This is a genomic window from Brevibacterium permense (genome assembly GCF_013280495.1).
GTDB lineage: Bacteria > Actinomycetota > Actinomycetes > Actinomycetales > Brevibacteriaceae > Brevibacterium > Brevibacterium permense.
Genome location: NZ_JABSSX010000001.1, coordinates 1 through 19,891 on the forward strand (window position 1 = coordinate 1; position 19,891 = coordinate 19,891).

At 64.0% G+C, this 19,891-nt stretch carries 17 protein-coding genes; 12 read left to right on the forward strand and 5 right to left on the reverse strand.

Going from position 1 to position 19,891, the window contains the following annotated elements:
• Window positions 1-154 precede the first annotated feature (154 nt).
• Window positions 155-1,078, reverse strand: coding sequence for a hypothetical protein (locus HK353_RS00005; RefSeq protein WP_173151089.1), 924 nt, complete (start codon window positions 1,076-1,078; stop codon window positions 155-157).
• Window positions 1,079-1,501: 423 nt separating this feature from the next.
• Window positions 1,502-3,055, reverse strand: a complete 1,554-nt coding sequence (locus HK353_RS00010; RefSeq protein ID WP_245395683.1) for an APC family permease — start codon at window positions 3,053-3,055, stop codon at window positions 1,502-1,504.
• A gap of 209 nt (window positions 3,056-3,264) precedes the next feature.
• On the opposite strand from HK353_RS00010, the gene HK353_RS00015 reads away from it, so the two are divergent.
• The 6 genes from HK353_RS00015 to HK353_RS00040 all read left to right on the forward strand — a co-directional run bounded on the left by HK353_RS00015 (window position 3,265) and on the right by HK353_RS00040 (window position 10,366).
• The gene (locus HK353_RS00015) at window positions 3,265-4,422 is read left to right on the forward strand and encodes a CPBP family intramembrane glutamic endopeptidase (RefSeq protein ID WP_342589757.1); all 1,158 of its coding nucleotides are present in this window, start codon (window positions 3,265-3,267) and stop codon (window positions 4,420-4,422) included.
• A 59-nt stretch (window positions 4,423-4,481) separates the two neighbouring features.
• Entirely contained in the window at window positions 4,482-4,970 is a 489-nt protein-coding gene (locus HK353_RS00020; RefSeq protein ID WP_173151091.1) for a DoxX family protein, read from the forward strand.
• A 60-nt stretch (window positions 4,971-5,030) separates the two neighbouring features.
• Window positions 5,031-5,597: an isochorismatase family protein gene (locus HK353_RS00025; protein WP_173151093.1), complete on the forward strand. Its 567-nt coding sequence runs from the start codon at window positions 5,031-5,033 to the stop codon at window positions 5,595-5,597.
• Window positions 5,598-5,768: 171 nt separating this feature from the next.
• Complete coding sequence (locus HK353_RS00030; protein ID WP_245395684.1) at window positions 5,769-8,138, forward strand: MMPL family transporter; 2,370 nt, start codon at window positions 5,769-5,771, stop codon at window positions 8,136-8,138.
• 177 nt (window positions 8,139-8,315) lie between these two features.
• Window positions 8,316-9,749 carry a sensor histidine kinase gene (locus tag HK353_RS00035; RefSeq protein ID WP_245395685.1) on the forward strand — a complete coding sequence of 478 codons (1,434 nt, stop codon included), beginning with the start codon at window positions 8,316-8,318 and terminating at the stop codon, window positions 9,747-9,749.
• Window positions 9,746-10,366 carry a response regulator gene (locus HK353_RS00040; RefSeq protein ID WP_173151095.1) on the forward strand — a complete coding sequence of 207 codons (621 nt, stop codon included), beginning with the start codon at window positions 9,746-9,748 and terminating at the stop codon, window positions 10,364-10,366. Before HK353_RS00035 ends, HK353_RS00040 begins: the two co-directional genes overlap by 4 nt.
• Window positions 10,367-10,512: 146 nt before the next feature.
• On the opposite strand, the gene HK353_RS00045 is transcribed toward HK353_RS00040, so the two are convergent.
• Together HK353_RS00045 and HK353_RS00050 are read right to left on the reverse strand one after the other, a co-directional pair.
• Window positions 10,513-10,974 (reverse strand): VOC family protein, encoded by a 462-nt coding sequence (locus tag HK353_RS00045; protein WP_173151097.1) that lies wholly within the window; start codon window positions 10,972-10,974, stop codon window positions 10,513-10,515.
• An 8-nt stretch (window positions 10,975-10,982) separates the two neighbouring features.
• On the reverse strand, window positions 10,983-11,375 hold the full coding sequence (locus HK353_RS00050; protein ID WP_173151099.1) for a hypothetical protein: 393 nt from the start codon (window positions 11,373-11,375) through the stop codon (window positions 10,983-10,985).
• Window positions 11,376-11,544: 169 nt separating this feature from the next.
• On the opposite strand from HK353_RS00050, the gene HK353_RS00055 reads away from it, so the two are divergent.
• The 5 genes from HK353_RS00055 to gap all read left to right on the forward strand — a co-directional run bounded on the left by HK353_RS00055 (window position 11,545) and on the right by gap (window position 18,246).
• The gene (locus HK353_RS00055) at window positions 11,545-13,035 is read left to right on the forward strand and encodes an outer membrane protein assembly factor BamB family protein (protein WP_173151101.1); all 1,491 of its coding nucleotides are present in this window, start codon (window positions 11,545-11,547) and stop codon (window positions 13,033-13,035) included.
• A 301-nt stretch (window positions 13,036-13,336) separates the two neighbouring features.
• Window positions 13,337-15,304, forward strand: a complete 1,968-nt coding sequence (locus HK353_RS00060) for a serine hydrolase domain-containing protein (RefSeq protein WP_173151103.1) — start codon at window positions 13,337-13,339, stop codon at window positions 15,302-15,304.
• A 189-nt stretch (window positions 15,305-15,493) separates the two neighbouring features.
• On the forward strand, window positions 15,494-15,862 hold the full coding sequence (locus HK353_RS00065) for a carboxymuconolactone decarboxylase family protein (protein ID WP_229663963.1): 369 nt from the start codon (window positions 15,494-15,496) through the stop codon (window positions 15,860-15,862).
• 45 nt (window positions 15,863-15,907) lie between these two features.
• On the forward strand, window positions 15,908-17,005 hold the full coding sequence (locus tag HK353_RS00070; RefSeq protein ID WP_173151105.1) for a GlxA family transcriptional regulator: 1,098 nt from the start codon (window positions 15,908-15,910) through the stop codon (window positions 17,003-17,005).
• Between the two features lie 245 nt (window positions 17,006-17,250).
• Entirely contained in the window at window positions 17,251-18,246 is a 996-nt protein-coding gene (gap, locus tag HK353_RS00075) for a type I glyceraldehyde-3-phosphate dehydrogenase (protein ID WP_173151113.1), read from the forward strand.
• Between the two features lie 207 nt (window positions 18,247-18,453).
• On the opposite strand, the gene HK353_RS00080 is transcribed toward gap, so the two are convergent.
• Window positions 18,454-18,771, reverse strand: coding sequence for an XRE family transcriptional regulator (locus HK353_RS00080; RefSeq protein WP_173151115.1), 318 nt, complete (start codon window positions 18,769-18,771; stop codon window positions 18,454-18,456).
• A gap of 259 nt (window positions 18,772-19,030) precedes the next feature.
• On the opposite strand from HK353_RS00080, the gene HK353_RS00085 reads away from it, so the two are divergent.
• The gene (locus tag HK353_RS00085; protein ID WP_173151117.1) at window positions 19,031-19,891 is read left to right on the forward strand and encodes a hypothetical protein; all 861 of its coding nucleotides are present in this window, start codon (window positions 19,031-19,033) and stop codon (window positions 19,889-19,891) included.

The following is a 19,891-nucleotide window of genomic DNA, read 5'->3' on the forward strand; positions in this document are numbered from 1 at the left end:
GACGAAGAACGCGTCGAGGTGGTCGAAAGGCACTGGTCGCATGATGGGCTCCTTCTCAAGTGCTGTCCCGACCCGACCGTGCTGGTCAGGCCGGGTGTTGCACTAGAAGATAGAAACCGCCGCGTCAGAAATGTCCGTTAGTGACCTATGTTTCTCACTGCAAACCGAGATGCTGGCGGATGTCTCGCTCGAGTTGGTGACGATTCGTCGATTTCGTCACTCGGATAACTGTCCAACCGACGGCTCTCAGCGCGTTGACTCGATCGATGTCGGCGGCCCATTGGTCTTCGGAGGTCCGGTGATGGTCTCCCTCGTATTCCAAAGCGAGCTTTTCCTGCGGATAGCCGAGGTCAGGATGCAGCGTGCGATCGATCGACGGACAGTACACAGCAGGATGGACTGCAGGTTCGGGAAGGTTCCGCGAAACAGCCCAGAGCCGGAGATCAGTCTCCATCGGCGAGTCGACGCCTTCTCTGATCAGTTCGAGGGCGGAAAGCAGCTTCGATCTGGCTCTGAGATGTTTCGTGCCGGAGATGTGCGTGGCCAGGTCTTCCAGTGAGAACTGGGGCGGGCTCTTCCAATCGCCGATCGCAGCATCTCCCATCTTCACCAACGATTCAACCGAACTGACGGCCGCGAATTGGCTGAAGACCTGCAACGGACTCTGAACTGGCAGGCCCAGGAAACCAGTTCGTCTGAGCGTTCTCATCCGATGCAGCGTCACACCCTTTCTGCGAATGCGTTTGTTGATGTCCGACGTTGCCAGACGGAGAATATGTCGGTTGCTGGAACCTTGCAGCGGCCACCCGAACAGACGCGCAGCAGTTTCACTGCATGCGACGATTCCCGAGTGCCTGTGTGCGAGGGCAAGCAGCAGTTGAGCTTCCTTGATCCAATCATCATCGGCCCATGTCGGAACCGGGAACTCAGTGGGGACCGTGGCGTCGAAGCGGATTCCCCACGCGGCTGCTGGAAAGTTGCGGCCGGAGCGAATGTCGTAGTCCGACGCCCCTCGTGCACGTGCCTCGGAAACCGAGACGATGGCTGGGTAATCGGCATAGTTCAGAGGATGTCTCATGCACAGATCGTTCACTTGCACTCTCGGCGCAGGAAGAGCTGCTGAGGCAGCTGTGGGCAACCGTTCTGCATCCACAGCCCGTATGCGCCTGAGTCAGGTCATTCGTCCACAACCGGTTGAGGGCGGAGCCGGGGTGACCTGAGGCGATGTCAGCGCGCCCAGGAGAAGCTTCGCGTGTCCCGGCGACGACTTGAATGAAACTCTGCACAGGAGTGGGTGTGCGAGTGGACTCAGCGAGGTGCGCAATCAGGGCGGCATAGGCTGTGCGCGAAATAGTGGTCACCATCGGACACTCGGGCCAAAACATTAGGTCACCATCGGACATTTCTGGTGCCAGAAAGTATCCGATGGTGACCTAAATTCGAGGGCAGTGTCCGTTTGTGACCACTATTCGGGGAAGTGGCCGCGGCCACCCCGCGTGAGTTACAGCTTCGCTCTGTGGGTGCGGATCGCCTCGGCGACGGCGATGGCATCGCCTTCCGGGGCGTCGGACTTCCGATCGGGACGTGCCGTGAAGAGGTAGATGAACCCGACGGCGAGTACGACGACCAGGCCGATGAGCACGATCCAGTCGGCGAAGAACGACCCGGAGTCACCGGGCAGCGACAACAGGATCATCGCGAAGATGCCGTAGGCCAGAGCTGCGATGTTGACGACGATGCCCCAACCGCCCAGTGACCATGGTCCAGCCGGCTTCCAACCCTTGACCCGCTGTCGCAGGGCGCCGAGGACGACCATCTGGAAGGCCAGATAGATGCCGAGGATCGCAAACGAGGTCACGGCCACGAGGATGCCGTCGTTGAACCAGATGAGCACGCTGATGAGTGCGGGTGCAGTGCAGGCGACGATGAGGGCATTGCGAGGAACTTTCGTGCCATCGGTGACCTTCGACAGCCACCGGTGGGCGGGCATCATGCCGTCGCGGGCGAAGCTGAAGATCAACCTCGAAGCGGCGGCCTGGAGGCTGAGCACGCAGGAGATGAACGCGAGGATCGCCACCAGCAGGAAGATCTTCGCCCCGACCGCGCCTAGACTGCCCTCGAGAATCGTGGGAATCGGATCCTCGACCTCTCCGGCGACGATCTCCTCGAGGTTCGGGGCTGCGAGCACGTAACCGCCGAAGGAGAACAGGGCCGAGATCGCCCCGACGAGAATCGTCATGAGCATCGCCTTCGGGATGCCGCGAGCGGGGTTCGAAACCTCCTCGGCGACGTCTCCGCAGGCCTCGAAGCCGTAGAAGAGGAACAGGCCCGCGACGGCGGCACCCATGAATACGGGCAGGTAGCTGCCGTCCCCGGCGGTGCCCATGGTGTCGAAGAAGACGGAGAAGCTGTGTTTGCGTTCGAAGATGAGCAGGAAGAGCCCGAGCCCGATGACGCCGATGAGCTCGGCGAAGAGTCCGATGCGTGCGATCCGGGCCAGCCATTTGGTGCCGGAGAAGTTGATGCCCAGCGCCAGCACCAGCAGTGCGAGTGTGAGCACGAGGGTGGAGTTCCGGGTCAGCTCGAGCCCGAACAGGCTCGTGACGAATCCGGAGCCGAATTCCGCCACCGAGGTGATCGTGACGATGAGTGCGCAGATGTAGACCCACGCAGCCATCCACGCGTACCGCTTGCTCCACAACCGGCGCGCCCATGGGTAGATTCCGCCAGCGATGGGGAACTGGGAGACGACCTCGCCGAAGACGAGGGCGACGAGCAGCTGACCGCAGGCGACGATGACGATCCACCAGATCGACGGGGGACCGCCGGTGGACAGGGCCACCGCCATGAGCGAGTAGACCCCGACGAGTGGGGAGAGATAGGTGAAGCCGAGGGCGAAGTTCGCCCACGGACTCATCGATCGCTCGAATGAGTCGTTGTAGCCGAGGACGGCCAGGTGGTCGGAGTCGGAGAGGTGGTCCCCGGGGGTGCCGCGGCGGCCGGGAGATTTATCGGCGCCCGAGGGGTAGTGGGCGCTCGTGGGGTGATCGGACATGGTGATGTTCCTTCATTCGAATCGTCGTTGATTCTGTGCTGTTCGCATCGTATCTCCGATTCTCACCTGCGGAAGCATTCTCGTCCGCGCGGCTGATCGCGATTTCATCCTCGCGGCGGAGGTGCCGAACGACGGCGAGTCATAGCGTGGAATCACAGGCACGGACCACTGCCGAACCGGTGGGCACAGTGCAGGAACGAGGAGGAATCGTGAACACGCAGACGCACAGTCAATCCGGATTCGCCGAAGCGACCGGACCGGCCGAGCCATCACCTCAGTCCGCCATCCAGCCCCACCCGCACGGAACGACGGATTCCATGCCCGGTCCGGCCGCCTCGGCGATGGATGGATCACACACCCCCACCGAGGATGTCGACGCGAAAGGGAGACCGCTCGCCGTCGTACCCGCCCGGGTCCCGTGGCTTGAGATCGGCATCTTCGCCGTCACCGCATTCGGGCTCGCTTGGCTGGCCTGCCTGCCGCTGTGGTCCTCCGAAAAGGGGATCGGCGATCCCGTCCTGCTTCTGGCCTGCGGCAGCGCCATGATGTTCACTCCGCTTATCGCGAGCATCATAGCCTCCATCGTCCAGGGCCGCCGTGCCCGTGCCAGGGGAGAGGGCCTGACCAGTGCACCCCGCTACTTCGGCTTCTGGCCGCTGCGCCCCTTCGGGCGGGTCATCTGGATGACGGTGGCCGCCTTCTTCGGAATCATGGTGCTCGTCGTCTGCGGATACCTCCTCAGCGCGGCCTTCGGCTGGCTGAGCCTCGACCTCACCGGGCTGTCCGGGTTCAAGGCGCAAGCGGCCACACTGCCTGGCATGGAATCGGTGCCGACGGCCGCCGCCCTCGCCGTCTATCTGGGCCTGATGCTCGTCAGTTCGTTGACCAAAATCTTCGTCACCATCGGTGAGGAGTTCGGCTGGCGCGGGTGGCTGCTCACCAGCCTGCGCCCCTTGGGAACCTGGCCGGCGCTGCTGATCATCGGCGTCGTCTGGGGTCTGTGGCACGCGCCGCTCATTCTGCTCGGCTACAACTTCGACCGCCCCGACATCACCGGCATGGGCTTCATGGTCGCCGGGTGCATCGCAGTCGGCATCCTCTTCGGCTGGCTGCGCCTGCGCACGGCTTCGGTCTGGCCAGCGGTCTTCGCGCACGCCGCACTCAACGGATGCGGGACTATGCTTCTCGGGTTGTTCGTCGACGCCGGGGCACAGACGCCGGACCCTGCCCTCGTCGCTTTCCTCGGGGTGGCCGGATGGATTGTCTCCGCCGTTGTCATCGTTGTCCTCGTCCTCACCGGCCAGTTCCGCAAGCAGCCGGAATTGGGCATCAAGAAGCCGAAGGTCGGCACCGAGGCCGGCCTCTGAAATTGAGGCTCGACCCCGGTGTCCATTAGGCTCAAAATCCCCAACCTCTTAGGAGCACTATGCTTTTCGGACCATCGCTGCTGCAGACTGCAGGACGCATGCTCACCGCACCGATCTTCATCACCGGCGGACTCTCTGCCGTGAAGGATCCGGCAGGAAAGGCGGCGATGGCCGAGTCGACGCTCGACACAATGCGCGAATACGTGCCGGGTCTGCCCGATGACAACGAACTGCTCGTGCGCATCAACGGCGGTGTGCAGATCCTCGCCGGCGCCACCCTGGTCTTCGGCATCAAGCCGCGGCTGTCCGCGCTGACACTCGCCGGATCCCTCATCCCGACCACTCTCGCCGGACACTCCTTCTGGGAGATGGAAGGCGGAGAGGCGAAGGCCCATCAGACGCAGTTCTCGAAGAACCTTGCCGCTCTCGGCGGTCTGATGCTCATCGCCGGATCCGGTGACAACAGCAAGGCGATCGAGGAGGCAGCGAACAAGGCCGCCAAGAAAGCTGCGAAGAAGGCCGAGAAGGCCGCGCTCAAGCAGGCCTGAGACCCTGCACCGTCTCGGGATGCCCCTGGAAATCGGCGCAGAAGCGCCTATGCTCGAAGCATGGTCAAGGCACTCCTCATCGTCGATGTCCAGAATGACTTCACCGAAGGCGGCGCGCTCGGTGTGACCGGCGGCGATCATGTCGCCGAAGGCATCACGCGCCACCTCGCCGCGCGCTCCGGCGACTACGACGCGATCATCGCCTCCCGCGACTGGCACGATGCCGACAGCGACAACGGCGGTCACTTCAGTGACACCCCGGACTTCGTCGACAGTTGGCCCGTCCACTGCGTCGCCGGCACGACCGGTGCCGAATTCGACCCGCTGCTCGACACCGCTCCCATCACTCACGAGGTCCGCAAAGGCCAGGGCCGACCCGACTATTCGGCCTTCCAGGGAATCACGGAAACGGGGAGCCGCCTCGGCGAGCTTCTGAACGATCTCACCATCACCGAGGTGGACGTCGTCGGCATCGCGACCGACCACTGCGTGCGCGCCTCCGCGCTTGACGCACTGACCGCGGGAGTGGCCGTCCGCGTGCTCACCGACCTCGTCGCAGGCGTCGGGGAGGACACGAGCGCGGCGGCCCTGACAGAGGTGGAACAAGCGGGCGCCACCCTGGCCTGAGTCGCTGACCAACCGCCGCTGACGCCCCACTGACCCCTCCACCCCCACTGACCCCTCCACCCTCAGAAGAAACATCGTCCCAGGTCAGAAAAATTTCTCCATCGAAAGTTGCAGATGGAGTCTGAACTCTTTTGCGATGTTTTCCAGCCCATAGATTGATGGACTGGAGTCATGAACTCACCACTGGCGAAAACCGCACACACGCTGACATCGAAGCGCGGTTCGTGGCTCGTCCTCGTCGGGATCGTCGTCCTCGTCGCTCTGCTCTTCGGACTCCTGTCCGGGGCAGGGGAGGACCGGCCCAACGAAACCGCTCCGGCCGACTCCGAATCGACTCAGGCACAGAAGATCCTCGACAAGTTCCCCGAGGCGGACAAGCAGTCCGTCATGGTCGTGGCCTCGCACGAGGACGGATCCGAACTCTCCGCCGACGACCAGGCGCAGCTGAAGAAGCTCGGCACCTCGATCGGCGATTCAGTCGGCGACGAATCCTCCGAGACCGTGACAGGACCGATCCTCAGCGACGACAAACAGGCCGCGCTGCTCATGGTGCCGATCACGGTAGGCCTGACGAACTCCGACACAGCCGAAACCGTCGACGACCTGCGCACCGCCATCGCCGATCACCGAACCGCGCAGTCGCTCACTGATGATGGCATGTCCGTGCTGGTCACCGGCGGTCCCGCGATCGGCGCCGACATCGCCTCGGCGTTCAACGGTGCGGACTTTACCCTGCTCATCGTCACCATCGTCATCGTCGCCCTGCTGCTCATCATCACCTACCGCTCGCCGATCCTGTGGCTGCTGCCGCTCATCGTCATCGGCACAGCCGACGGGCTCGCCTCGACCGTGACTGCGGCCGTCGGCGACTGGCTCGACCTGCAGTTCGATGCGGGCATCATCAGCGTCCTCGTCTTCGGCGCCGGCGCGAACTACGCCCTGCTCTTCATCTCCCGCTACCGCGAGGAGCTGCGCCGGATCGCCGACCACCGCACTGCGCTCGCCGAAGCCTGGACGCACACCGCGTCGACGATCCTCGCCTCGAACCTCACCGTCGTGCTGTCCCTGCTCAGCCTCGTCTTCGCGATCATCCCCGGCACCCGCGGCCTGGGCATCACCGCGGCCGTCGGCCTGCTCATCTCCGCAGCCGCCGTCCTCTTCGCGCTGCCGCCCGTACTTGCGATCTGCGGCAAGAAGATGTTCTGGCCGTTCATCCCGAAGGTCGAAGAGTTCACGGATGAAGAGATGACTCCCGCCGAGGCGGCCCCGCACTCAGCGCGGGAGCTCGGTGACCGCGCGGCCGGAATCAAGGACCGGGCCACCTCAGCCAAGCCCTCGATCTGGCGGACCATCGCCACTCGCGTGGTCCGGAAACCCGGCCTCCACCTCGGTGCCGGAATCGTCATCCTCGGTGTCATGGCCACCGGCTTCATCGGGTCCTCGATCGGTCTCGACCAGACCGAGAAGTTCCGGGTCCAGTCCGAATCGGCGAAGGGACTCGACGTCCTCGCCGATCATTTCCCGCCCGGCGAATCCCAGCCGATCTGGATCGTCGCCGATACCGACCATGCGGATGACGTCGTCGATACGGTCAGCGACATGGACGGCGTCGTGCGCGCCTCGGCGATCGAGGACACGACAATCGACGGCACCTCGGTCACGAAGATCATGGTCACAGGCGAGTACGAACCCGACAGCGCGAAGGGACTCGACCTCGTCGAGGACATCCGCAGCGATGTCCACGCCATTGAAGGAGCCGACGCTCAGGTGGGAGGGGCCGCGGCTACGGAGCTCGACGCTCGCGCCGGCAACCAGACGGACTTCTTCACGATCGTCCCGATGGTCCTGGCGATCAGCTTCATCATCCTGCTCGGCATCCTCCGGGCGCCGATCGCGGCGTTCACTCTGCTGCTCGTCAACGTGGTGTCCTCGGCAGCGGCGATCGGTCTCGGAGCATTCCTGTCACGGACGATCTTCGGCCAGTCCGCCCTCGATGCGCAGGTGCCGATCCTGGCGTTCCTCTTCCTCGTGGCACTCGGCATCGACTACTCGATCTTCCTCGCTCACCGGGCGAAGAAGGAGTCCGTCTTCCACGGCGGACGTCAGGGCATGGTCGAAGCCGTCGCGCACACCGGTGGAGTCATCACGAGTGCCGGCATCGTCCTGGCCGGAGTGTTCGCTGCGCTGGGCATGCTGCCGCTCATGGTGCTCGGCCAGCTCGGTCTCATCGTCGGAGTCGGCGTGCTCGTCGATACGATCATCGTCCGCACCGTCATCGTGCCCTCGATCTTCGGACTCGTGGGCGACAAGATGTGGTGGCCCAACAAGGCGATCACGCACTTCCACGAGCGTGCGGCATCCGGTGCGGCTGGTGGATCGGCAAACGCGGGCAACGGTACTGCCGTAGGGTCGGCCGAGGCCGCCGGATCGGATGCGGCCGCCGGATCGGATGCGGCCGGAGACGGCGAGCACTCCACTCACCTGCTCGCCGAAAGCAAGTTCGCGGACACAGGTTCCGGTGCTCACCACGGCAAGCACTGAGCTGAACCGCCCGGCGCGAGCCGAGTAGGCACACGTCAGCAGACCGCCGGTCAGAGTGAGGCGGGCGGGCCCGGGCGACGACGCAGATCGTCGCCCGGGCCCGCTCGGTTTCCGCACCGGACGGTGCAGATGTCATACCACCGGGGTTCCGGATGTGATTGAGTTGGCAGGGAGATCATGACAGCACTGGATCACCGCTTCGGCCACCTGGCCGCTGAGGCCGATCTGCAGGAGGGTGGCAGCGTGGGCGCACGCAAATGGACGGAACGCACGATGGAGTTCGGTCAGCACGCCATCACTCTCGTCCTCGTGCTCATTTCCTGCATCCGCGCCGTCTCGGGTGGTGCCTCGATGATCGCCGCCGTCGCCGTGAGCGTGGTATTCCTCGCCTGGTACGCCCTCGGTGCCGTCCGCGCGGCGCGCTCCGGCGCACTGGTGCTGGCGAAATGGTGGCTCGTCGTCCTCGCAGCAGCATGGCTGTGCACCCTGCTCGTTTCCGCCGAGTTCATCTGGGTCGCCTTCCTCCTCTGGCTGCTCGCCGGCCATCTCTTCTCCCTGCGCATCGCCATCGTCTTCACCGCGCTCACCTACATCGCGACGGTCGTCGCTCCGCTCGCGCACTACGGACAGGTGCCGACCCCGAGCATCATCGGCTCCCTCATCGGTGCCGTCTTCGCCCTCGGGTTGTCCCGCGGCTATATCGAACTGCTGCGCGAAGGCCGCCGTCGTGAGGAGCTGCTGCGCTCCCTCGAACTTGCCCACCAGAATCTGCTCGATCTGCAGGACGAGCTCGCTCTGACCCAGCGGCATGCCGGCGAGATCCAAGAACGCACCCGCGTCTCCCGCGATATCCATGACACGATCGCTCAGTCGATCTCGTCGATCCGGCTCATCGCCCACGCCGAGGCGGAGCGCACCACCGATGGCCATGCCGGGCAGGTGCTCGCCCAGGTCGAGGATCTCGCCGCACAGAGTTCCCGGGACGTGCGTCGCATCATCGCTGCGCTCGCCCCGGCCGAACTCGAGGACGGGGCTCTGACCGCAGCGATCCGTCGTCTGCTCACCCGCCTCGAGGAAGACAGTTCGATTGCCGGTCGCTTCGACGTCGACGAGACACTGCCGACACTGTCCGCCGAGGTGGAGGTGGCACTGCTGCGGACCGCGCAGTCGGCGCTCGCCAACGTTCGCCAGCATTCCCAGGCCACGCGCGTGATGGTCAGCCTCATGGACCTCGACGGGGCGATCAGGATGGACATCGTCGATGACGGCGTCGGAATGGACGATCCTCACAATCGGCAGCGGAACCCCGATTCGGGCTTCGGTCTCGACTTCATCGGCTCCAGGATGCGCGAACTCGGCGGAGAGCTCGTCATCGAATCGAGTCCAGGATCCGGCTTTGCCATCTCCGCGACCCTGCCCAGCCAATCCCAGCTGCACACCCGGGGTGAGGGCCTCAGCATCTCAGCCGCGGAATCGGGCGCGGATTCGGACCGCCGCCTCGGCGAGGGTGAGGGCACTGGCGCGGACGGGTCGGGCACGGATGGATCGGGCCGCCTCGGCGAGGGTGAAAGCAACACAGGTGAGACACGCGATCCAGGAGAGAACGCATGAGCATTCGAGTCATCCTCGTCGACGATCACCCCGTGGTGCGGGCAGGTCTGAAGTCCGTCATCGACGCTCCGGACCACATCGCCGTGATCGGCGAGGCCAGCAGTGGAGAGGAGGCGCTGACGATCGTCGACGAGCTCGACCCCGACGTCGTCCTCTGCGACCTGCGGCTGGGGGAAGGGATCGACGGCATCGAGGTGACGAAGCGACTGCGGGCACGGCAGAACCCGCCGGCGGTGCTCATCCTCACCACCTTCGACCTCGATTCGGAGATCATCGCCGCGATCAACGCCGGGGCCTCGGGGTACCTGCTCAAGGACATCGACCCGGGGGACATCTCGACGGCGATCGAGAAGGCGGCGAAGGGGGAGACCTATATGCCTCCGGAGATCTCGTCGAAGGTTTTCGCCGCGATGCGCAATCCCAGCCCAAAGCTCACCCGGCGTGAGCGTGACGTCGTCAGACTCTTGGCAACAGGGGCGTCGAACGCGCAGATCGCTCAGGAGCTCTTCGTCACCGAGGCGACGGTGAAGAGCCACCTCGTCAACGTGTTCACGAAGCTCGGGGTGGACTCTCGGGCCCGCGCCATCCGCGTCGCGGAGGACCAGGGGCTGGTGTAGAGGCCTCGCTTCTCGCAGTCTTCGCCGAGTTTAGGTCACCATCGGATGTTTGAAGCCGAATATAGGTCACCATCGGATACTTCTGAGCGAATAAAGTATCCGATGGTGACCTATATTTGCGGGCTGGCTGGACCTGCTGATCTCAATTACTCGTTCGTGAACCGAGTGAACTGCGCTTCATCGTTGACCGAGGTGCCTCGGTATTCCTGCTGTTGCCCACTTGGCACCAGGTCTTGGTAGTAGCCGAGCCGATTGCCCCAGGGATCAGCGAAGTCGACAAATGCGACGACTCCAGGCAACTGTGACGGTTCGGATCGCTCTATCCCAGAGGAGTCGAGAAACGACAATGCCTCGGCCAGATCGAGCACACGAAAGCGGACCCTGTTGAGCAAAGGCGGTGCTTGGTCTTTCCCTGACACCTGAAACCAACATTCCTGGCCAGCGATCGGCGACCACTCGAAGAAGTCGTCGTGTGGCTCGAACTCCGGCTCGCGACCGAACAGAGAACTGTAGAACGATCGCGCTTCGGCGGCGTCACCGGTCGGCACGTACACCTGCAACGTGAAACCTGTGGTCTTCGCGGCAGAATTTCCCGAATCAATTTCCATGTCTAGATCTATGCCCTTCGCTCATCTAGTGTTTCTCCGAACCAAGCGCGCGGAATTTTGTCCTCCAGCTTCGTCAGATCAAGGTAGCGGAGAACGGTTCGTCCTCGGTTCGACGCGGCATAGTTGCCGACCGGCACCTCCGTCGGCGAAATAGCCCACGAGGCGGCATCATCCAGACCGAGCCTTGTCACAGCGTCGACCAGCAGCACCGGACCGGGCCCAAGTGCACGTTCAGCCGGATCATCTTCGACCATCACGCAGGCGCGATCGTTGACTCCTAACAACGCAGTCCGCGGATCGGGACGCCAATAGACGTTGAGCCCACTCGCGACGTGGGCGGAGACAGCAACAGCGAGATCGTCCGTGGGGACCATGGTGCAAGCGTGCGCGAGAATCTTCATAGTTCAGTCCTCATCATGTTGAACAGGGAATCGGCATTGACATCCCAGTTCTCGCCGCCATTGTACGCTGAGGCGACCGTCTCCAATCTCACCACACCCGAAGTGCCAATACGATTGCCGCGGCATATGATCAAGCTATGAATCGGGGTATGAGCAGGAGAAACGCGTCATGAAGCGGATGTGGGCGGCGGTCGTGGCAACAGGCTTGGTGGCACTGAGCGGGTGCAGCAATGACAACGGTGAGCCAGCGGGGACACCGTCGCCGACGATCACCCCGACCTTGTCCGAGCCGGTCGAACTCGACTACTACGCCTCGGTAATCACCGACAACGGCTCGGATCTGGCGCTCGTCGGTGACTGGATGAGCCAGAAGCTGCGAGTCGTCGATGCCAAAGGCGACGAGAAGTGGAGCATCGACTCCAATGGCAATGAAGACGACGGTGGCGGCCCTGAGGCGTATTCGGCAGGTGAGAACGTCATCGTCCACGATTACTCCGGTACGACGACGGCCTACTCGTGGGCCGATGGGCAAGAAGCCTGGTCCTTCGACCTCCCAAGCACCGCTGGTTCCTGCCGCCCCGCACAATCCTTTGGGTCGCAGTCGACGAGCGGGAACAGCCGCCTCGGCGAGGGGGACCACATTCTGATCGAGAACATTTGGATGGACGCCGAGGAAAACTGCAAGCCCTCGGCCGACGGGAACACAGTCCTCTACGCCCTCGACCCGGACACAGGGAAGGAAGCGTGGCCGGCACTGTCGGTCGGCGAAGACGGCGAGACCTTCGGCGGTCGCCTTCTCGAACTGGCACCCGACCGCAAATCCGGGATCATGTCGTGGATGGACGGGGCCGAGTCGATGGTCACACGAGTGAATTTCAAGGACGGCTCGCACACGTCAATCCCCATCACCGAGGCGCGCGAGATCGATGACACCGGAGTCGATTACTTCACCGTGCTTCCGACCGCCGATCCCAGCAGTCTGACGTACGTGTACGGGTCGATGGACGGCGACGATCCGATGAGCTCGACAGTCACCCGGGCGGCCAAACTGAGTGTCCCCACGGACCTGAAGCCGTCCGATTCGGCGACATTGGCAGCCACCGGGCATTCTGTCGATGTGAGCATGAAAGACAGCTTCGATGCCGTGTGCAGCGCCGAACTGCACTTCACCGCAGGCGGCAAGCCGGCGTGCCTGCAAACTCAGCTGTTCGCGTCAGCGGTGAAATACCAAGGGTCCGACGGGGCCGTCGACGGTTGGTATGCCGACGCCCCGGAGGCCGCGGTCGCCAGGATCGGCGGTCTTGGCGGTCCACAGTGGGAGCCCGTCGACCACGGAGATCAAACGCTCGTCGTCGTTCCCGCAGCCGAAAGTGGGATCGCTGCATTGGATGCTGCGAACGGCAAACCAGTGTGGACGACCAGCGGGCCCAAACTGCGTGAGGAGGGCGAAACAGGAAGTTGGGGCGGCCAGGGTGTGTTGCCGGACCTCGGGTTGATCGTCGTCACTGACAACAAGAAGACGACGTTTTTCAATGCGAAGACCGGCAAGCCTGTCAGCGACCATCCGGCCGGGGACTACGCCGAACTGACTTCGAGCGGGAGATTCGCCATCGCGACGAACGAGGACACGAGCACGATGTGGGCCGTCGTTGACAGATGAAGAGTCGGGGCGACGGCTCGGTCGGGTAGCCAGCCGGTCGGACTGACCATGTCGGCTGGACCAGGACCCGAACCGGCCCCACCGACGTCCTACCCGACTGTCAGATGAATAACTGATAGGTAATGGGCCGTATCGTCACTCCAGGTGAGAGGCGCAGGCGATCGGGACGGAGAACGCCGCATCGCCCGAATCGGCCCGCTTCGACTACGGAGTTTCACCTCCTACCGGTAGTCTGTTCCCTGCACATCGGGACGGCCGCGCGCATGCGCAGCGCAGTCCAGGTCGAGACAGCGGAGGTGACATGGCAGGCGAAGACGAGACGTTTCCGCCCCGCCCGGTGACCCCGCCGAACCGCCGCATCGGTGCACTGTCCGGCAATACCAAGGGCATCAGCACATCCACAGACACCGCCACCGAGGCGGCTCCCGGGCAATCCGCGGACGCGGACTCCCAGCAGCCCCCGGCCTCCCAGGGTCCCGCAGTTGCGCAGTCCGGAGACGACGATGGGGACGCCTCGGCGTTGGACATCACCCTTCCCCACGTCGGGGAACTCACCTCGGCGAGTGAAGACGCCATCGTCGACCCCTCGGAAGCGGTGCTCGAGAGCATCGACCTCGACACCTGGAAATGGCCCGAGTTCTTCGCCTTTGCGCTCACCCGGATGCAGGAGATCTTCCCGACCGGCGGGATCCCGCGCGGCATCGGGCCGGTGCGCGAGTACGTCACCGAAGACAACGACTTTCGATCCTTGACCATCGACCGCGAGAAATGGCCGGCCGCCGACGAGGACTGGACCACCGTCGGCGACGTGCTGGCCAACACCCACACCGACGCCTGGCTCGTCACACGCAACGGAGTGGCGCTGGCCGAGGAATACGCCTGGCCGATGAAGCCCGCCCGCCAGCACATGCTCTTCTCCGTGAGCAAGTCCATCGTCGCCACCGTCATCGGTGCGCTCGCCGACGCCGGACTGCTGCGCCCCACCGACCTCGTCACCACGCATGTGCCCGCACTGGCTGAGAGCGGATACGCGGGAGCCACCATTCGCGATCTGCTCGACATGCGTTCGGGCATCAAGTTCTCCGAGGAGTACCTCGAGGAGGACTCCGAGATCCGAGCCCTGTTCGAAGCGGTCGATTTCGCGCCCCGATCGGCCGCCTCGGCGAAGGGGATCAAGAACTTCCTCACCGGGCTGACCAGCGACCGCGAACACGGCTCGGCCTTCGTCTACCGCAGCTGCGAAACCGACGTGCTCGCCTGGATCGCCGAGGCAGTCACCGGCCAGCCGTTCTCCATCGTCGCCAGCGAATACGTGTGGTCGCGGATCGGCGCCGCCCACGCCGCCCAGGTCTGCCAGGACCGGTGGGGCGGATCGATTGCTGACGGTGCCATCAGCGCCACCCTGCGCGACCTCGCCCGCTTCGGCGAGATCATCGCCCGAGGCGGCACCACCGACAACGGCGAACGCGTGCTTTCGGCGGAATGGGTCGACGACATCTTCACCGGTGCCGAGGACTCCGCTGAGGTCTTCGCCGCGTCCCCGTCCGGACGTTCCTATCCTGGCGGAATGTACCGCAGCCAGTTCTGGATCCCCTCTGCCGACCGCAACGTCGTCATCGGCATCGGCATCCACGGCCAGATGCTCTACATCGACCGCGCCACCCAGACCGTCGGCATCAAGCTCTCGAGCGACCCGGAACCGGTGAGCCTCGCGGCCCAGCACGGCACCCTGGCCATGTTCGAAGCCATCGCCGAGGCGGTCCCGACCGCTGGTCAGACGCCTGCAGGCCCGGCCCTCACCGAGGCGGCTCCCCGGGGCGATGCGTTGAGTGCCCCGTCCGCAGCGCCGAAAGCGGCTACTCCCGCAGCGCCGACCACCGCTGCTCATGCCGACCCGACTGCGGCTGCTCCCGCCGGCCCAAACATCGGCACTCCCGAAACAGAGGATGCGGAAGCCTTGGCGACCGAGGCCGGTCCGGCTGCTGCAGCACCAGCCGAAGCGGTGCAGGCAGCCGCGACATCTGCCGAATCGGTCCCCGCAGACACCCTGCCCGCTCCGGCGGAGGCCGCGCCCGTGTCGCCGGCTCCTGCAGATCCGACTCCGGCAGCTCCAGCAGTTGCAGACCCTGCATCTGCAGCGCCCGTGCCTGCGCTGAGTGAAGCAGCGGTTGCACCTCCTGAGGCCGCGCCTGCCGCAGCCGCACCTCAGGAACCGCCTCTTCCGGGAGCGCAGGCTGCCCCTCTCATCGGCCAGAACACTCTCTACTGAGGTCGAGCGGTTCGCGTGCCACCTGCGGGCGGATCCACCTCGAAACAGCGCGGATAGTCGAGCCGGATCCACCCGCAGGAGACACGCCGGCCGCAGTCCCGTCCGGCGCAGCTGTGTACGTGTCGATCCGCCTCTTAGGTGACAATTCCGTAGCGATTGGTGCGGGGACTCGGTAGCGTGAGGATCGGAATGACACCGATCACAGGAGATATGACCATGACCGACTTCTTCGACCGCGAGAACGACCGCAAGTACGACAGGGCCTACAAGGAAACCACTCCCGACATCCTCAAGGCCTTCGGCGAGTTCAACAACGCCGTATTCGCTTCCGAAGGTCGTGAGATCCCGCTGAAGTACCGTGAACTCATCGCCTACGCCGTCGGCTTGACCACCCAGTGCGCCTACTGCATCGATGCGCATTCGAATGCCGCCGTCAAGGCCGGCGCCACGGAGACCGAACTGGCAGAGACTGCCTGGACCGCCTCGGCGCTCCGTGCCGGTGGGGCATACGCCCACGGCCGTCTGGGCTTCAAGCTCACCGGGGTCCACGAGCACTGAGTTCGCCCCGGGGCGAGTCCCGATTGCCTAGACTGAGAGGCGATCATGAGTGACGAGCCCCGCACCCTTCCGCGCAGAACACCCCGTTCCCGCCCGCACCGCATCCTCGTGCTGGCACTGGACGGGGTGTCTGCCATGGATCTCGGCGTCCCCGTCCAGGTCTTCGGCCGGGAGTCGAACGCAGCCACAGACCGCACCCGCACCGAGGCGGCTCCACGCTCCCAGCCGAATCCGAGCGGTGAGGCGGCTTCCGCCGTGCCCGGCGGACGGGCGACGACCGTGCCCGTAGGCAGCTGGCCCTATGAAGTCGAGGTCTGTGGCATCACCGCAGGAAAGGTGACCGGATCGGACAGGCTCGACTATTCCGTGGACCAGGGACTTCACGCCCTGGAAACCGCGGACACGATCATCCTGCCGGGTGCCACCTCGGCGGTGGCAGAAGAACCACCGGCCTCGGTCGTCGGGGCGCTGCTCTCGGCATACGAACGCGGCGCGCGGATCGCTGCCATCTCCACCGGCACCTTCGTCCTCGCGCGCACAGGACTGCTTGTCGGACGACGCGCCACCACGCACTGGTCGACGGCGAAGGAGCTCGCCCGACGGTTCCCCTCGATCAAGGTTGATGAGAACGTCCTCTTCATCGACGAAGGACAGCTGCTGACCTCCGCTGGAGCCGCCTCGGCGATCGATCTGTGCCTCCATCTCATCCGCAGCGATCACGGCGTCGGACTGTCCAACCAGGTCGCCCGGCGGCTCGTCGCCGCCGCGTATCGCAGCGCTGGCCAGGCGCAGTACGTGCCGCGCAGCGTGCCTGACCCGCTCGGCGACGACTTCGCCGACACCCGCGAATGGGCGCTTCAGCACATCGGCGAGAAGATCACCTTGCGGGATCTCGCCGCCAATGCCGGAGTCTCCGTACGCACCTTCTCCCGCCGCTTCGTCGAAGACACCGGTTACACCCCCATGCAGTGGGTTCTCAGAGCCCGAGTCGATGTCGCCCGGGAACTCTTGGAGAATTCCGACCTGGGCATCGAACAGATCGCTGACCAGGTGGGACTCGGAACGGGTGCGAATCTGCGGATGCATTTTCAGCGCATCCTCTCAACCTCCCCGAACGACTACCGTCACTCTTTCCAGGGATGAAGAGAGCCCTCTTCTCGACGACTTCTCGCGTCGTCCTGCGGCGGCAATTCCACACCTGCATCGCCGGCTTTCAGCGACCCGGATCACACGAACACGAGGCTGGCCGGAAACTTTCGACCTTTGGCAATACGACTGGCGAGAAGCTTGCGTAGTTTGTCTGTCTGGCCACTGTTGTCGTGCGTGAAAGTTGCCCATGATGGAGATATCAAGACGAATCCCGTGTTCAACATCTACAAGGAGTGACATTGACTCGCATCGCCATCAATGGTTTCGGTCGCATCGGACGCAGCACCCTGCGCGCGCTGATCGAGCGCGGCAGCGAGCTCGAGGTCGTGGCCATCAACGATCTGGGCCCCGTGGCCGATCTCGCTCGGCTGCTGAAGTTCGACACCACCCTCGGGCGCTTCAACCATGACGTCGAGGCCACGGATGATGAGATCGTCATCGACGGCAAGGCCATCAAGGTCTTCGCCGAGAAGGATCCGGCCGAACTGCCCTGGGGTGAGCTCGGCATCGACATCGCGCTCGAATCGACCGGCCGCTTCACCAAGGCCGAAAAGGCCAGCGCCCACATCACCGCCGGCGCGAAGAAGGTCCTCGTCTCCGCTCCGTCGAAGGGTGCTGACGTCACCCTCGCCTACGGAGTGAACAATGAGGCGTACAAGCCCGAGCACACCGTCATCTCCAACGCCTCCTGCACGACGAACGCCTTGGCCCCGCTGGCCAAGGTCCTCGACGACCTCGCCGGAATCGAGCAGGGCTTCATGACCACCGTCCACGCCTACACCGGTGACCAGATGGTCCAGGACGGCCCGCACAAGGACCCCCGACGTGCCCGCGCCGCCGCCGAGAACATGATCCCCACGTCGACGGGTGCGGCCAAGGCCATCGGCCTCGTCCTACCGCAGCTCGACGGCAAGCTGTCCGGCGATGCCATCCGCGTGCCCGTCCCGGTCGGATCGATCGTCGAGATCAACACGACCGTGTCCCGCGAGGTCACCCGCGACGAGGTGCTCGACGCCTACAAGAAGGCCGCCGAGGGGGAGCTCAAGGGCGTCCTCGACTATGAGACCGAGCCCGTCGTCTCCTCCGATATCGTCGGTCAGCCCGCATCGTCGATCTTCGACTCCGCACTCACCCGCGTCGTCGGCAACCACGTCAAGGTCGTTGCCTGGTATGACAACGAGTGGGGCTTCTCCAATCGTGTCGTCGACAACCTCGAGTTCATCGGCAAGAACTGACGTTCTCCGCTGATGTTTCCCGGCGCTCGTCGCCGGCGACACCTTCGGCGCCGAGGTGGTTCCTCGGAGTCAACGGATGCAACTGTGGCCTCGGATCTGCGTTGAGCAGATCCGAGGCCATAGCCTTTCGGTGCCCGGGAGCCTGACTATCGCTAAGTGTGCCTGAGTCCAGATGACCTCGGTGGAGAACTGTCTTCGGCGAGGAACTCAGACGTCGTCGGCGCCGGGGGTGCCGCCTTCGTCTTCCCAGCGTTCGATGGCGCGGACCTTCGCACGACTGAATTTCAGGCGGATGCCGTAGCCGCCTTCCTTGCCGTCGGGAATGAACCGTGCGCCGTACTCCTCGAGGGCGAGGATGAGTCGACGCTCCTGCTCGGCAGTCAGGTCAACGGTCCCCTTTTCGTAGTCCTTGAGTTCGGACTTGTCGATCTCAGCTTTGTCTGCGACGTGCTTGGCTGAGACCTGGCAGAGGATCCGCGTTGCGCGTGCCAGGGGGCCGTCGATGATGATCTCGTCTGTGCTCATGGCTCCACCATGCCAGAGGTCACCAGGAGTGCCAAGGCAGGGGGACTCTTATGAGGGTGGCGGTTTCCCCTGGTGAGACGGTGCGTGGCACGACGCCGTCCAGAGAAATGCACCTCTCACGATTTCATATGAATGATTCGTTCTATTCTTCTCCGATCAAGGTATGTCAGTGCCTCCGGATAGTGTTTCATCATGCCTCCGACAGCGGAGTCAGGGGCGCCGCATCGCAGGGTGCGATGCACGACGGAAGGTCAGAACAATGGAGATCACGACCAGCAGCATCAGAGAATTGGCGTGGAGCTGTGAAGAGTTCCTCGACGACCGAGGGGAGCCGCGATCAATCAGCTATCCGGGCAGTCTCGCTCTGTGCATTCTCGACGCGCTCTATTCGACGGGTTCGCACCCGACGTCGGTCGACAACGTCACCGATCGCTATATCGAACGGCACGGTGAATCCGATGGGGCGAAATCACTGCGGTACTCGATCGCAGAGGCCGGCGGGCCCGAGGTGTGGGCGCGGGAGGTGATCTGCAATGTCAAGCCTGCCAATGTGCAGCCGGGCGCCATGCTCAGGGCCGAGGTTGTCGACCGTGCCACACGAGTGATGGCCGATCATGGCATCGACACCGTTGAGCAGCTGCTCGCCGCCGTCGGAGAAGAACCGTGTATCGGGCCGCATGCCAATGTGGTGGCAAAGGCATGGAGAGCGCTCCCCAGTCAGAAATCGGGATTCTCATGGCGCAATCTGCTCATGATCGCAGGCTCCCCTCATTTCGATATCGACTACCGCGTGAAAGGCTATTTCAATCAGATTGGCGGGTGGTACCCCATAGCCACGGACGAGTATGTGCTTGAACTGATCGGCGCTGCCGCTGATTTCCTCGGTGTTGAGGAGCACGAGATCCGACGAATCGTCTGGCAGATCTCGCGCCGTCGGCTTCGGCCGAATCCTCGACGAGAGATGTGCCCTTGGCCGTACGGTCTCGAGCTCGAGGCAGGCGAGGACGTCGACTATGAGTCGTGGGGGTCGTCCTTCGGCTTCGAAGGTTCGGCGATCAGCTCGAGCGACTGGTCTGGTATGGAATACGTCGATTCGCGCGGGAGCGCCGCGCCTTTCTGA

What these genes read in the sequence shown, in the direction of transcription:
- HK353_RS00005 (WP_173151089.1), bottom strand. Translation starts at nt 1,078, where the DNA reads ATGAGACATCCTCTGAACTATGCCGATTACCCAGCCATCGTCTCGGTT.
- HK353_RS00010 (WP_245395683.1), bottom strand. Translation starts at nt 3,055, where the DNA reads ATGTCCGATCACCCCACGAGCGCCCACTACCCCTCGGGCGCCGATAAA.
- HK353_RS00020 (WP_173151091.1), top strand. Translation starts at nt 4,482, where the DNA reads ATGCTTTTCGGACCATCGCTGCTGCAGACTGCAGGACGCATGCTCACC.
- HK353_RS00025 (WP_173151093.1), top strand. Translation starts at nt 5,031, where the DNA reads ATGGTCAAGGCACTCCTCATCGTCGATGTCCAGAATGACTTCACCGAA.
- HK353_RS00030 (WP_245395684.1), top strand. Translation starts at nt 5,769, where the DNA reads ATGAACTCACCACTGGCGAAAACCGCACACACGCTGACATCGAAGCGC.
- HK353_RS00035 (WP_245395685.1), top strand. Translation starts at nt 8,316, where the DNA reads ATGACAGCACTGGATCACCGCTTCGGCCACCTGGCCGCTGAGGCCGAT.
- HK353_RS00040 (WP_173151095.1), top strand. Translation starts at nt 9,746, where the DNA reads ATGAGCATTCGAGTCATCCTCGTCGACGATCACCCCGTGGTGCGGGCA.
- HK353_RS00045 (WP_173151097.1), bottom strand. Translation starts at nt 10,974, where the DNA reads ATGGAAATTGATTCGGGAAATTCTGCCGCGAAGACCACAGGTTTCACG.
- HK353_RS00050 (WP_173151099.1), bottom strand. Translation starts at nt 11,375, where the DNA reads ATGAAGATTCTCGCGCACGCTTGCACCATGGTCCCCACGGACGATCTC.
- HK353_RS00055 (WP_173151101.1), top strand. Translation starts at nt 11,545, where the DNA reads ATGAAGCGGATGTGGGCGGCGGTCGTGGCAACAGGCTTGGTGGCACTG.
- HK353_RS00060 (WP_173151103.1), top strand. Translation starts at nt 13,337, where the DNA reads ATGGCAGGCGAAGACGAGACGTTTCCGCCCCGCCCGGTGACCCCGCCG.
- HK353_RS00065 (WP_229663963.1), top strand. Translation starts at nt 15,494, where the DNA reads ATGACACCGATCACAGGAGATATGACCATGACCGACTTCTTCGACCGC.
- HK353_RS00070 (WP_173151105.1), top strand. Translation starts at nt 15,908, where the DNA reads ATGAGTGACGAGCCCCGCACCCTTCCGCGCAGAACACCCCGTTCCCGC.
- HK353_RS00080 (WP_173151115.1), bottom strand. Translation starts at nt 18,771, where the DNA reads ATGAGCACAGACGAGATCATCATCGACGGCCCCCTGGCACGCGCAACG.
- HK353_RS00085 (WP_173151117.1), top strand. Translation starts at nt 19,031, where the DNA reads ATGGAGATCACGACCAGCAGCATCAGAGAATTGGCGTGGAGCTGTGAA.